A 13,367-nucleotide genomic window follows, 5' to 3' on the forward strand; every position below is an offset into this window, starting at 1 on the left:
GCAGAACCAGGCGGAAGCAGGCGCGGGCACGGAGTTTACGGTTGTAAATGAGCAAGCCCGTGCCTGTTTCCAACGACGTTATGCCGACGCGCAGCAGCTCATGCCCAACGATCAGGAGAACACCATGAGTGAGTGGACCCTTTTTGAAGTTTTTGTCCGCAGCAAGCACGGCCTGAACCACAAGCACGTGGGCAGCGTCCACGCCGCCGACGCCGCCATGGCCATCGAGAACGCGCGGGAGCTGTACACCCGCCGCAACGAAGGCGTGAGCCTGTGGGTGGTGCCCTCCGCGCTGATCACCGCCTCCTCCCCCGACGAGAAGGACCCGCTGTTCGACCCGTCGCAGGACAAGGTCTACCGCCACGCCAGCTTCTACGAGCTGCCGCCCGAAGTCGGCCACATGTGAGACGCGTGCGATGAACCCGAACAACGACAAGATCGAATACCTGCTGCGCCTCGCCGACAGCGCCCTGATCCAGGGCCAGCGCCTGTGCCAATGGTGCGGCCACGCCCCGGCGCTGGAGGAAGAACTGGCGCTGATGAACGTCGGCCTCGACCTGGTGGGGCAGGCGCGCAACTGGTACGAGTACGCCGCGGAGCTGCTGGACGACGGCCGCGACGCCGACGCCCTGGCCTTCCGCCGCGACGAGCGGGCCTTCCGCAACCTGCTGCTGGTGGAGCAGCCCAACGGCGACTACGCCGTGACCATCACCAAGCAGTTCCTCTATGACGCCTGGCACTTCCACGTGCTGCACGCCCTGAGCGCCTCCCGCGACGAGCGCATTGCCGCCATCGCCGCCAAGGGCCTCAAGGAAGTCACCTACCACCTGCGCCGCTCCAGCGAGTGGATGCAGCGCCTGGGCGATGGTACCGACGAGAGCCATGCGCGCATGCTCGCGGCAATCCCGCAGGTGTGGCGCTTCACCGTCGAGCTGTGCCCCTCTCAGGAGCAGGCGGATGACATCGAGCAACGCCTGTTCGCCGCAGGCGTCGCACCGAACCCGGACGAACTGGCCGCCGCGTGGAAGGCCAAGGTTGCCGACATCTTCGCCGCCGCGACCCTGCCGCTGCCCGAGCCCGCGGTGAACTTCTACCTCAGCGGCCGCCGCGGCCTGCACACCGAACACCTGGGCATTCTCCTGGCCGAGATGCAGTTCCTCCAGCGAGCCTACCCCGATGCAACCTGGTGAGCTGATCAGCAGCGACCGCGGCGCCCGTGCCGGCACGGCTGACGACCTCAGCCGCGCGTGGAACGTGCTCGGCGCGGTGATGGACCCGGAGGTGCCGGTGGTCAGCGTCGTCGACCTGGGCATCGTGCGCGGGCTCGACTGGCGCGACGGACACCTGCATGTGGTGGTCACCCCCACCTACTCCGGTTGCCCGGCCACCGAGGTCATCGAGCAGGACATCCAGCACGCCCTGGAGCACGCCGGCTTCGCCGCGCCACGCCTGGAGCGCCGGCTGAACCCGGCCTGGACCACCGACTGGATCAGTGACCAGGGCCGCCAGGCGCTGCGCGACTACGGCATCGCCCCGCCGGCCGGCAGCACCAGCAAACGCAGCCTGCTGGGCGAGACCCCGGAGGTGCGCTGTCCGCAGTGCGGCAGCCTGCACACCGAGCAGCTCAGCCAGTTCGGCTCGACCGCCTGCAAGGCGCTGTACCGCTGCGTCGACTGCCGAGAGCCGTTCGATTACTTCAAGTGCATCTAGGAGGACGAAGACAAACTGCTGCGCTCGGCCATGCGTCGTTGGAAACGACTTCGAAATGCTCATTCACAGATGTGAACTCCGCTTCCGAAGCCGCTTCCGCCTCGCCTGACCTTCGCTCGCGACGTTTGTATTCGCCCTCCGCGCGGTAGAACCGCAGGAGAACGATAATGAGCAAGTTCCACAGCCTGAAAATCAAGGAATTGCGCGCGGAAACCCGTGACGCCGTGTCCATCGCCTTCGACGTCCCGGCGGACCTGGCCGACAGCTTCCGTTTCCAGCACGGCCAGCACCTGGTCATGCGCACCCGGCTCGACGGCGAGGAAGTGCGCCGCTCCTATTCCATCTGCAGCGGCGTCAACGACGGCGAGCTGCGCGTGGCGATCAAGCGCGTGCCGGGCGGGCGTTTCTCCGCCTATGCCAACGAAGCCCTGAAGGTCGGCGCCAGCCTGGAGGTCATGCCGCCGGCCGGCCACTTCAACGTCGCACTCGACCCGGCGCGCCATGGCAACTACCTGGCGGTCGCCGCCGGCAGCGGCATCACGCCGATCCTGTCGATCATCAAGACCACCCTGGAAACCGAGCCGCACAGCCGCGTCACGCTGCTCTACGGCAACCGCTCCAGCAACGCCGCGATGTTCCGCGAGCAGCTCGAAGACCTGAAGAACCGCTACCTGCAGCGCCTCAACCTGATCTTCGTGTTCAGCCGCGAACAGCAGGACGTGGATCTCTACAACGGGCGCATCGACGCCGACAAGTGCGGCCAGCTGTTCAGCCGCTGGCTCGACGTGAAGAGCCTCGACGCCGCCTTCATCTGCGGCCCGCAGGCGATGACCGAGACCGTGCGCGAGCAGCTCAGGGGCAACGGCATGCCGGCCGAGCGCATCCACTTCGAACTGTTCGCCGCCGCTGGCAGCAACGAGAAGCGCGAAGCCCGCCAGGCCGCCGCCGTGACCGACAGCGCGACGAGCCGGATCACCGTGATCAGCGACGGCCGCGAGCTGTCCTTCGAGCTGGCCCGCAACAGCGCCAGCGTGCTCGATGCCGGCAACCAGCACGGCGCGGAACTGCCCTACTCCTGCAAGGCCGGCGTGTGCTCGACCTGCAAGTGCAAGGTGGTTTCCGGCGAGGTGGAGATGGACAGCAACTTCGCCCTGGAGGACTACGAAGTGGCGGCCGGCTACGTGCTGAGCTGCCAGGCGTACCCGATCAGCGACAGCGTGGTGCTCGATTTCGACCAGCTCTGAGCCACCCCCTGTAGGAGCGGGCCATGCCCGCGAACCGCACGCTGCCGAAGCCCCGGCATTAAGCGGAACCCTGATCGCGGACGGAGTCCGCTCCGACGCGGGGATCGGCATTGGGTAGGAGCGGACTCCGTCCTCGATGGTCCCGCCCAGCGACGAATCGTTCATGTTCCACCGCCCACGGCCCACAAAGCCCTGGCGGACCTTATCCGGCGGCCTCGTCCCGCCACCTGACAACACGCCGCCAACGCCCACCCGGCGTGGCGGCCACCGGCACCTGCCGGCCCCTTGCGTAGCGATCCGGAGGAAAACAACCATGGCCCAAGCGCCAATCCTGCAAAGTTTCATCGGCGGCCGCTGGGTCGGCCAGCATGGCGCCCAGGCGCTGCGTAGCGCGCTCAACGGCCAGACCGTGGCGCGCACCCACGAAGAGACGCTGGACTTCGGGCAAGCCGTCGCCCATGCCCGCGAACAGGGCCTGAAAGAGCTGATGTCCATGGACTTCCAGCAGCGCGCCCAGCGCCTGAAGGCCCTGGCGCTGTACCTGACCGAGCGCAAGGAGCAGCTCTACGGGATTTCCCGCCACAGCGGCGCTACCCGCGCCGACAGCTGGATCGACATCGAAGGCGGCGCCGGCACCCTCTTCGCCTACGCTGGCGTCGGCGGCCGCGAGCTGCCGTCGGGCAACGTCGTCCACGAAGGCCCGGCCATCCCCCTGGGCAAGACCGGCACGTTCGCCGGCAGCCACATCCTGGTGCCGCGCGGCGGCATCGCCGTGCACATCAACGCCTTCAACTTCCCCATCTGGGGGATGCTGGAGAAGTTCGCGCCGAGCTTCCTCGCCGGCATGCCGTGCATTGTCAAACCGGCCACCGCCACCAGCTACATCACCGAAGCCGCCGTGCGCCTGATGCACGAGTCCGGCCTGTTGCCGGCCGGCAGCCTGCAGCTGATCATCGGCGGCACCGGCGACCTGCTCGACCGCCTGCAGGGCCAGGACGTGGTGACCTTCACCGGTTCCGCCGACACCGCCGCCAAGCTGCGGGTCAATCCGAACCTGATCCGCCACTCGGTGCCGTTCAATGCCGAAGCCGACTCGCTGAACTGCGCCATCCTCGCCCCTGACGTCACCCCCGACGACGAGGAGTTCGACCTCTTCGTCAAGGAAGTCGCCCGCGAGATGACCGTGAAAGCCGGGCAGAAGTGCACCGCCATCCGCCGCGCCATCGTTCCCGCCCGGCACATCGACGCCGTGGCCGAGCGCCTGCGTGCGCGTCTGGCCAAGGTCGTGGTCGGCGACCCGTCGGTGGAAGGCGTGAAGATGGGCGCCCTGGCCTCCCACGCGCAGCAGTCCGACGTTGCCGAGCGCGTCGACGCGCTGCTGAAATCCAGCGAGCTGATCTTCGGTGCAAAAGATGGCTTCGCCCCACGTGGCGACGGCGTCAACGAAGGCGCTTTCTTCGCCCCGACCCTGCTGCGCAGCCGCGATCCGCACGCAGAAGGCGGCGCCCACGACATCGAGGCCTTCGGCCCGGTGAGCACCCTGATGGCCTACGACGACATCGACGAAGCCATCGCCCTCGCCGCCCGTGGGAAGGGCAGCCTGGTCGCCAGCCTGATCACCCGTGATCCGCAGGTAGCGGCGAAAGTCGTTCCGGTCATGGGCGCGCTGCACGGCCGCCTGCACATCCTCGACCGCGAATCCGCCGCCGAATCCACCGGCCACGGCTCGCCGCTGCCGGTGCTCAAGCACGGCGGCCCGGGTCGCGCCGGCGGTGGCGAGGAGCTGGGCGGCCTGCGCGCGGTGAAGCACTATCTGCAGCGCACCGCCGTACAGGGCTCGCCGACCATGCTGATGGCCGTCACCGGCGAATACGTGCGCGGCGCCAAGGTCTACGAGACCGAGGTCCACCCGTTCCGCCGCCATTTCGACGACCTGAAGATCGGCGAGTCGCTGCTGACCCACCGCCGCACCGTCACCGAAGCCGACCTGGTCAACTTCGGCTGCCTGTCGGGCGACCACTTCTACATGCACTTCGACGAGCTGGCGGCGAAGGACTCGCAGTTCGGCAAGCGCATCGCCCATGGCTACTTCGTGCTCTCGGCGGCGGCCGGCCTGTTCGTCTCCCCCGGCGTCGGCCCGGTGCTGGCCAACTACGGCCTGGACACCCTGCGCTTCATCAATCCGGTGGGCATCGGCGACACCATCCAGGCGCGCCTGACCTGCAAGCGCAAGATCGACCAGGGCAAGAAGAGCCCCAAGGGCGAGCCGCAGGGCGTGGTGGCCTGGGACGTGGAGGTCACCAACCAGCTCGGCGAACTGGTGGCCAGCTACGACATCCTCACCCTGGTCCTCAAGCGCCCCTGACGCGCTGAGCGCAGCAACCCCCGCGCCACTCTGAACCGGCCTTCGGGCCGGTTTTTTCATCTCTGCGAGGCCCGCCCGGCGTCTACGAAAAGCATCCGGGCCTGGACTGTAGGAGCGAGCTTGCTCGCGAACGAGCCCCCCGGCAGCTCCGCGTCAAGCGGGTTCGCGAGCAAGCTCGCTCCTACGAAAAGCGTCCGGGCCTGGACTGCGGGAGCGAGCCTGCCGAAAAGCCCCGCGATCTGGCAACGACACCCAATCACTTGGCAGACACACGCAACGGCACGGGGCCAGCCCTTACTTAGCATCGGCAGAAGCCACATCCCCTCAATCGACAATAACGAAACGGATGCCTTCGCCATGACACACGCCGCCGTGCTGCGCCCCGCCCTGCTCGCCCTGCTCGTCGCCGGGGCCGGTTCCGCCAGCGCCTACCAGCTCTACGCCACCGACGACACGCACCTCAACGCCGACCTCTCGGCGACCTTCGGACTGTTCCACAGCCAGGAGCGCTACACCATGAGCGGCACCCTGGATCAAGGTTCGTCCTCCTGGCAGGAAGGCTTCGTCAAGTACGGTCTGAGCGGGGACCAGAAGCTCGGCGGCACGGGCACCGCCTACGGCGCCTTCAACCTGCTCAGCTCCGCCACCTGGGGCGACGGCGATGCGGCCGGCTTCAGCGACGGCTCCGAACGCACCACCCGGATCGAGGACGCCTACGCCGGCTGGCGTTCGGCCGGGCTGTTCCCGGTGCTGGGCGAGGATGGCATCGACCTGTCCTTCGGCCGCCAGAACATCGTGGTCGGCGACGGCTTCCTGATCGACGGCGACGCCCTGAACCTGGGCAAGGGCGTCGCCGATGGCGAATTCAACCGTGGCGGCGCCTACTACCTGGCCGGCCGCCGCGCCTTCGACGAAACCGCCGTGCTGCGCATCGGCGGCAAGGAAGGCTGGCGTGGCGACCTGATGCGCCTGAAGTCCGACAACCGCGCCCAGGCGAAGTCCGAGCTATACGTCGCCACCCTCGAACACGTCGCCCAGGCAGGCACCGTCGGCCTGACCTACATCGACGTGAACGACATCGACGAGCAATACGCCTCGCCCGCCCAGCTTGCCCGCAAGGACATGAAGACCTACAGCCTGCGCGGCACCGGCAACGCCGGCGTGGAGAACCTGTTCCTCTCCGGCGAATACGCCTGGCAGGACAAGCGCCACACGGACAATGGCGCCTCATCCGACGAGAATGCCTGGTACCTGGAAGCCGGCTGGACCTTCGCCGACGTCGCGTGGAAGCCCTACGTCAGCTACCGCTTCAGCCGCTTCTCGGAAGGCTACGATCCGCTGTTCTATGGCTTCAGCCGTGGCTTCGGCACCTGGTTCCAGGGCGAAGTGGCGGGCAACTATGCCGGCCCGTTCAACAGCAACACCCGCGTGCACAACATCGGCGCCAAGGTCACCCCGCTGGAGAATGTCAGCGTTGGCCTGCAGTGGTTCGACTTCCACACCCTGGACACCGACCTGGGCAACACCGACGCCAACGAGCTGGACCTCTACGCCGAGTGGGCGGTCAACGAGCACCTGATGATCATCCCGCTGGTGGGCCTGTACCAGCCGAAGAAGAGCGCGGCCGAAGGCGGCACCCAGCTCGGCAACGACAACAGCAACCTCTACAGCCAGTTGCTGTTCTCCACGACGTTCTGAGGGCCGCGTCGCCGGGACGCTCGCGCGCTATGCGGCGATGTCCGGACCGGGACGGCAAACTGCCGGCGCCAGCCGTTCACCGAACGCGCTGGCCAACCGGCAGTGATGAAGGCTGGAGCCGCTTGGCGCCTGGCTCAGACGTCGCTGCAGCTCGGGGTCTGGCGCAGGTATTTGACGGTGTGCTGCTGGCCGTGGGAGTCCAGGTAGACCATGGTGGCCTGGCTGACTTCGCAGCCGGTGTCGGGCTGGGTGATGCTCAGCACCTGGGCGACGTCCAGCGGCATACCGTAGTGGTAGACGACGGCGTCGTCGGCGAAGGCGCTGACGGTCAACAGCAGGGCGGGAATGGCGAACAGGCTGGAAAGGAGGGTTTTCATGGCAGGAACCTCAGGGATCACGCGGGTCGCGTTGATCGTGGCCCACTGCCATAAATCTAGCCGATGCCCACTGCCAGACACAGACCGATTTCGACAATGCATTTCTGCAAATCGCGCAACAATAAAGCCTTGCTAGCCGCGATTCAGCTGTGATTGTGGCGCGCATTGTTGGCTAATTGGCAGCATTCGCTCCCTCGTTGCATTTGCAGCCAGGCGCACCGGCCGCAAGAATGAATGCCATCGATCGGATCGGGAGGCGCGATGAAGCGCGTGGCCATGCTGCTGTTCCCCGGCGTACAGGCGCTGGATGTGTCCGGGCCACTGGACGTATTCGCCGAGGCCAACGCCTTCGTGCCCACCGGCCAGGGCTACCAGGTGGTGACGCTGGCCGCGCCGCCCTTGCCGTTGCGCGCCTCCAACGGGCAGTGGCTCGGTGCCGATTGCACTCTCGATCAGGGCCATCCCGCCGCCGATATCCTGCTGGTGCCGGGCGGGCCGGGATTGCCTGAAGCAGCGCCGGCGCCCGAATTGCTCCACTGGCTGCGCGATGCCTGCGCGCGGACGCCGCGCTACGGCTCGATCTGCACCGGCGCCTTCCTGCTCGGCCACGCCGGCTTGCTCGACGGCAGGCAGGTGACGACGCACTGGAGCGATGCGCGGCGCCTGGCCGAGTTGTTCCCGCGCGCGCGGGTGGAGCCCGATCGCATTCATGTGCGCGATGGCGCGCTGGTGACCTCGGCCGGCGTCACGGCCGGCATCGACCTGGCGTTGGCCCTGGTTGCCGAGGACCACGGCGCGGCGGTGGCGCTGTCGGTGGCGAAACGGCTGCTGGTGGTGGCGCAGCGCCAGGGCGGTCAGTCGCAGTTCAGCCCCTTCCTGCAGGCGCCAGCGGATGAAGCCTCGCCGGTGGCGCGCATCCAGCGCCATGTGCAGGAACATCTCGACCAGCCACTGGGCGTGCCGCAGCTGGCCGCCGAGGTGGCGATGAGCCCGCGCAGCTTCGCCCGCCTCTTCGTGCGCGAAGCGGGCGTGACGCCGGCGGAGTTCGTCCAGCGCGCGCGCATCGACGCGGCGCGCGGGATGCTCGAGGGCAGTGATCACGCGCTGAAGATGATCGCCTGGCGCTGCGGCTTCGGCAGCGCGGCGCGCATGCGCCTGGTGTTCGTCCAGCGCCTGGGCGTGACGCCGACGCAGTATCGCGAGCAGTTTCGTCGCGAGGGGTGATCGGCTCTTGTAGGAGCGGATTCATCCGCGATCGGGTCGGCGCCACGCCGGGCCGCGGGTTCGCGAGCAAGCTCGCTCCTACAGCCAGCCGGGCGGCCCGCAATGGGCCTGTTGGATTCGCGGACAAGGTCCGCTCCTACGCCTGGGCGGGTGCGGGCTCTTGCAGGAGCGGATTCATCCGCGATCGGGTCGGCGCCGCGCCGGGGCGACTGGGTTCGCGAGCAAGCTCGCTCCTACAGACAGCCGGGCGGCCCGCAATGGGCCTGTTGGATTCGCGGACAAGGTCCGCTCCTACGCCCGGGCGGGTGCGGGCTCTTGTAGGAGCGGATTCATCCGCGATCGGGTCGGCGCCGCGTCGGGGCGGCGGGCTCGCGAGCAAGCTCGCTCCTACAGCCAGCCGGACGGCCCGCGACGGGCGCCCTGGCCGCCCGTCAGATCGGCGGCGCCGACCGCAGCATCACCGACTTCAAGGCGAACGCCGACTTGATCCCCGCCACACCCGGGATCTGCGTCAGCGTGTTGGTGAGAAACAGCTGGTACGCCGACAGGTCCTTCACCACCACCCGCAGCATATAGTCGGCGTCGCCGGTCATCTGGAAGCAGCTCATCACCTGCGGCGCCTGGACGATGCGTTCTTCGAACCGCGCGAGGTAGTCGCCGGTCTGTTTTTCCAGGGACACCGAGACAAACACGCTCATGCCGCCGGACAGGCGCTCCTCGTCGAGGCGGGCAAAGTAGCCCTGGATGTACTGCTCCTCCTCCAGGCGGCGCACCCGGCGCAAGGTCGGGGTCAGCGACAGGCCGATGTTCTGCGCCAGGTCGCGCCAGGAGAGCCGGCCGTCGTCGGCCAGGGCGCGGAGGATTTTCAGGTCGGTGCGGTCCAGTTCAGGCATTTTTCCTCAGTACTACGGAAGGTTGTTTTTATAGTTCAAACACACTAATCCGTAAGTTCTGACCTAGTCAATTTGGAGCAAAAAACCAATCGGTCACACCTATACTGAAACCACAACTACAACAACCGAGGACCTCACCATGAGTGATGTCACCACCCGCTGCGCAACCCTGCGCGGCACCCGCACCGTAGCCTTACCCGGCCGGGTGCGCCCGCCAGGCATGGCCGCTTCCGTTCGCTGATCCACACCCACGATCACAACTGGAGACCCGCCATGACCGACTACGCTCCGCTCCGCCTGCACGTCCCCGAGCCCACCGGGCGCCCGGGTTGCAAGACCGACTTCTCCTACCTGCACCTGTCGCCCGCCGGCGAGGTGCGCAAGCCCGCCATCGACGTCGAACCCGCGCAGACCACCGACCTGGCCTTCAGCCTGGTGCGCGTGCTCGATGAAGGCGGCAACGCCGTCGGCCCCTGGGCCCCGGACCTGAGCCACGAACAACTGCTGCGCGGCATGCGCCTGATGCTCAAGACGCGCATCTTCGACGCCCGCATGCTCACCGCCCAGCGCCAGAAGAAGATGTCCTTCTACATGCAGTGCCTGGGTGAAGAGGCCATCGCCACCGCCCACACGATGGCCCTGCGCGATGGCGACATGACCTTCCCGACCTACCGTCAGCAGGGCATCCTGATCACCCGCGACTACCCGCTCAAGGACATGATCTGCCAGCTGCTCTCCAACGAGCAGGACCCGCTCAAGGGCCGCCAGCTGCCGATCATGTACTCCAGCCGCGAGAAGGGTTTCTTCTCCATCTCCGGCAACCTCGCCACCCAGTTCATCCAGGCGGTCGGCTGGGGCATGGCCTCGGCGATCAAGGGCGACACGCGGATTTCCTCGGCCTGGATCGGCGACGGCGCCACCGCCGAATCCGACTTCCACACCGCCCTCACCTTCGCCCACGTGTACCGCGCGCCGGTGATCCTCAACGTGGTCAACAACCAGTGGGCGATCTCCACCTTCCAGGCCATCGCCGGCGGTGAAGGCACCACCTTCGCCAACCGTGGCGTGGGCTGCGGCATCGCCTCGCTGCGGGTCGACGGCAACGACTTCCTCGCCGTCTACGCCGCGTCGCAATGGGCCGCCGAGCGCGCCCGCCGCGGCCACGGCCCGAGCCTGATCGAGTGGGTCACCTACCGCGCCGGCCCGCACTCCACCTCGGACGACCCGTCCAAATACCGCCCCGCCGACGACTGGACCAACTTCCCCCTGGGCGACCCCATCGCCCGCCTCAAGCAGCACCTGATCGGCCTCGGCATCTGGTCCGAGGAGCAGCAGGAAGCGCTGAAGAAGGAGCTGGAAGCCGAAGTGATCGCTGCCCAGAAGGAGGCCGAACGCCACGGCTCGCTGGTGGACGGCCACGTATTCAGCGCCGCCAACCTGTTCGACGACGTCTACAAGGACCTGCCGGAACACCTGCGCCGGCAGCGTCAGGAGCTCGGGGTATGAATGCCATGAACCAGCAACACGAGAACGCCCAGGCGGTCACCAGCATGACCATGATCCAGGCGCTGCGCTCGGCCATGGACGTGATGCTCGAACGCGATGACAACGTCGTGGTGTTCGGCCAGGACGTCGGTTACTTCGGCGGCGTGTTCCGCTGCACCGAAGGCCTGCAGAAGAAGTACGGCACCTCGCGGGTGTTCGACGCGCCGATCTCCGAGAGCGGCATCATCGGCGCCGCCGTCGGCATGGGCGCCTACGGCCTGCGCCCGGTGGTGGAAATCCAGTTCGCCGACTACGTCTACCCGGCCACTGACCAGCTGGTGTCGGAAGCCGCGCGCATCCGCTATCGCTCGGTCAACGACTTCACCGTGCCCATGGTGGTGCGCATGCCCTGCGGCGGCGGTATCTACGGTGGCCAGACCCACAGCCAGAGCCCGGAGGCGATGTTCACCCAGGTCTGCGGCCTGCGCACCGTCATGCCGTCCAACCCCTACGACGCCAAGGGCCTGCTGATCGCCTGCATCGAGAACGACGACCCGGTGATCTTCCTCGAACCCAAGCGCCTGTATAACGGCCCGTTCGACGGCCACCACGACCGCCCGGTGACCCCGTGGTCCAAGCACCCGGCCAGCCAGGTGCCGGAGGGCTACTACAGCGTGCCGCTGGACAAGGCCGCCATCGCCCGCCCGGGTAGCGAGCTGACCGTGCTCACCTACGGCACCACCGTCTACGTGGCCCAGACCGCCGCCGAGGAGACCGGCATCGATGCCGAGATCATCGACCTGCGCAGCCTGTGGCCGCTGGACCTGGACACCATCGTCGAGTCGGTGAAGAAGACCGGCCGCTGCGTCATCGTCCACGAGGCCACCCGCACCTGCGGCTACGGCGCCGAGCTGATGTCGCTGGTACAGGAGAACTGCTTCCACCACCTCGAAGCCCCCATTGCCCGCGTGACCGGCTGGGACACGCCCTACCCGCACGCCCAGGAATGGGACTACTTCCCCGGCCCCGCCCGCGTCGGCGCGGCCTTCAAGCGCGCCATGGAGGTCTGAATGGGCACTCACGTCATCAAGATGCCGGACATCGGCGAAGGCATTGCCGAGGTCGAGCTGGTGGAGTGGCATGTCCAGGTCGGCGATGAGGTCCAGGAGGACCAGTTGCTGGCGGAAGTCATGACCGACAAGGCCACCGTGGAAATCCCCTCGCCGGTGGCCGGCAAGATCCTCGCTCTGGGCGGTGTGCCCGGCCAGGTCATGGCTGTGGGCGGCGAGCTGATCCGCCTGGAGGTGGAAGGCCACGGGAACCATCGCGAAGCCGCGCAGCCCAAGCCCCACGAAGAGGCGCCGGCGGTGAAGCCGGACGCCAAACCGGCGCCGGCCGCCGAAGCCCCCAAACCGGCTCCGCGCGTGGAAAGCAAACCGGTCGCCCCGGCCGCGCGCCCCGCTCCGTCGCCGGCTCCGCGCCGCGCGCCGGGGGAGAAGCCCCTGGCCTCGCCAGCGGTGCGCCAGCGCGCCCGCGACCTGGGCGTGGAGCTGCAGTTCGTCCAGGGCAGCGGCCCGGCCGGGCGCATCCTCCATGAAGACCTGGAGCACTACCTGGAGCACGGCGGCGCGACCATCGCCTCCGGCTACGCCGCGCGCCACGACGAGCACCAGATCCCGGTGATCGGCCTGCGCCGCAAGATCGCGCAGAAGATGGCCGAGGCCAAGCGGCGCATCCCGCACTTCAGCTACGTCGAGGAAATCGACGTCACCGACCTCGAAGCGCTGCGCGTGCACCTCAACGCCAAGCACGCCGCGGCCCGCGGCAAGCTCACCCTGTTGCCCTTCATCGCCCGCGCCATGGTCGTCGCCCTGCGCGACTTCCCGCAGCTCAACGCGCGCTATGACGACGAAGCCGACGTGATCACCCGCTACGGCGCGGTGCACCTGGGCGTCGCCACCCAGAGCGACAACGGGCTGATGGTGCCGGTGCTGCGCAACGCCGAATCCCGCGACCTGTGGGGCAACGCCGCGGAAGTGGCGCGCCTCGCCGAAGCCGCGCGCCACGGCAAGGCCAGCCGCGAGGAACTGTCCGGCTCGACCATCACCCTGAGCAGCCTCGGCGCCTTGGGCGGCATCGTCAGCACGCCGGTGATCAACCTGCCGGAAGTCGCCATCGTCGGTGTCAACCGCATGGTCGAGCGGCCCATGGTGGTCAACGGGCAGATCGTCGTGCGCAAGATGATGAACCTGTCTTCGTCCTTCGATCACCGGGTGGTCGATGGCATGGACGCAGCGGCCTTCATCCAGGCCGTGCGCGCCCTGCTCGAACATCCCGCCACCCTGTTCATCGACTGACGGAAGCCGCTGAC

12 protein-coding genes are annotated in these 13,367 nt (G+C 67.7%); 10 read left to right on the forward strand and 2 right to left on the reverse strand.

Annotated features, from left to right (window positions below; translation table 11 throughout):
- Nucleotides 1-124: 124 nt before the first annotated feature.
- The 6 genes from paaB to ACNFIA_RS19585 all read left to right on the forward strand — a co-directional run bounded on the left by paaB (nt 125) and on the right by ACNFIA_RS19585 (nt 7,017).
- Nucleotides 125-406, forward strand: coding sequence for a 1,2-phenylacetyl-CoA epoxidase subunit PaaB (gene paaB, locus ACNFIA_RS19560; protein ID WP_017520939.1), 282 nt, complete (start codon nt 125-127; stop codon nt 404-406).
- Nucleotides 407-416: 10 nt separating this feature from the next.
- Nucleotides 417-1,190 (forward strand): 1,2-phenylacetyl-CoA epoxidase subunit PaaC, encoded by a 774-nt coding sequence (gene paaC / locus ACNFIA_RS19565; RefSeq protein WP_416787881.1) that lies wholly within the window; start codon nt 417-419, stop codon nt 1,188-1,190.
- Nucleotides 1,177-1,710 carry a 1,2-phenylacetyl-CoA epoxidase subunit PaaD gene (gene paaD / locus ACNFIA_RS19570; protein ID WP_416787883.1) on the forward strand — a complete coding sequence of 178 codons (534 nt, stop codon included), beginning with the start codon at nt 1,177-1,179 and terminating at the stop codon, nt 1,708-1,710. The genes paaC and paaD overlap by 14 nt, the downstream gene beginning before the upstream one ends.
- A gap of 167 nt (nt 1,711-1,877) precedes the next feature.
- Nucleotides 1,878-2,954 carry a 1,2-phenylacetyl-CoA epoxidase subunit PaaE gene (gene paaE, locus ACNFIA_RS19575; RefSeq protein ID WP_416787885.1) on the forward strand — a complete coding sequence of 359 codons (1,077 nt, stop codon included), beginning with the start codon at nt 1,878-1,880 and terminating at the stop codon, nt 2,952-2,954.
- 313 nt (nt 2,955-3,267) lie between these two features.
- Nucleotides 3,268-5,319, forward strand: coding sequence for a phenylacetic acid degradation bifunctional protein PaaZ (paaZ, locus tag ACNFIA_RS19580; RefSeq protein ID WP_416787888.1), 2,052 nt, complete (start codon nt 3,268-3,270; stop codon nt 5,317-5,319).
- Between the two features lie 357 nt (nt 5,320-5,676).
- Entirely contained in the window at nt 5,677-7,017 is a 1,341-nt protein-coding gene (locus tag ACNFIA_RS19585) for a hypothetical protein (RefSeq protein WP_416787890.1), read from the forward strand.
- A gap of 134 nt (nt 7,018-7,151) precedes the next feature.
- On the opposite strand, the gene ACNFIA_RS19590 is transcribed toward ACNFIA_RS19585, so the two are convergent.
- Nucleotides 7,152-7,394: a DUF2790 domain-containing protein gene (locus ACNFIA_RS19590; RefSeq protein ID WP_416787892.1), complete on the reverse strand. Its 243-nt coding sequence runs from the start codon at nt 7,392-7,394 to the stop codon at nt 7,152-7,154.
- 261 nt (nt 7,395-7,655) lie between these two features.
- Between ACNFIA_RS19590 and ACNFIA_RS19595 the strand changes: the two genes are divergently transcribed.
- Nucleotides 7,656-8,618 carry a GlxA family transcriptional regulator gene (locus tag ACNFIA_RS19595; RefSeq protein ID WP_416787894.1) on the forward strand — a complete coding sequence of 321 codons (963 nt, stop codon included), beginning with the start codon at nt 7,656-7,658 and terminating at the stop codon, nt 8,616-8,618.
- A 431-nt stretch (nt 8,619-9,049) separates the two neighbouring features.
- On the opposite strand, the gene ACNFIA_RS19600 is transcribed toward ACNFIA_RS19595, so the two are convergent.
- On the reverse strand, nt 9,050-9,511 hold the full coding sequence (locus ACNFIA_RS19600) for an Lrp/AsnC family transcriptional regulator (protein ID WP_416787896.1): 462 nt from the start codon (nt 9,509-9,511) through the stop codon (nt 9,050-9,052).
- 273 nt (nt 9,512-9,784) lie between these two features.
- On the opposite strand from ACNFIA_RS19600, the gene ACNFIA_RS19605 reads away from it, so the two are divergent.
- Genes ACNFIA_RS19605 through ACNFIA_RS19615 form a run of 3 tightly spaced genes read left to right on the forward strand, consistent with a single transcriptional unit; the run spans nt 9,785 to nt 13,353 of the window.
- Entirely contained in the window at nt 9,785-11,017 is a 1,233-nt protein-coding gene (locus ACNFIA_RS19605) for a 3-methyl-2-oxobutanoate dehydrogenase (2-methylpropanoyl-transferring) subunit alpha (protein ID WP_416787899.1), read from the forward strand.
- Entirely contained in the window at nt 11,014-12,066 is a 1,053-nt protein-coding gene (locus ACNFIA_RS19610; RefSeq protein ID WP_081519779.1) for an alpha-ketoacid dehydrogenase subunit beta, read from the forward strand. Before ACNFIA_RS19605 ends, ACNFIA_RS19610 begins: the two co-directional genes overlap by 4 nt.
- Nucleotides 12,067-13,353, forward strand: a complete 1,287-nt coding sequence (locus tag ACNFIA_RS19615) for a dihydrolipoamide acetyltransferase family protein (protein WP_416787902.1) — start codon at nt 12,067-12,069, stop codon at nt 13,351-13,353.
- The last annotated feature ends 14 nt before the right edge of the window (nt 13,354-13,367 follow it).

The sequence above is a fragment of the Pseudomonas sp. NY15437 genome (assembly GCF_048068435.1).
Lineage (GTDB): Bacteria > Pseudomonadota > Gammaproteobacteria > Pseudomonadales > Pseudomonadaceae > Pseudomonas > Pseudomonas nitroreducens_B.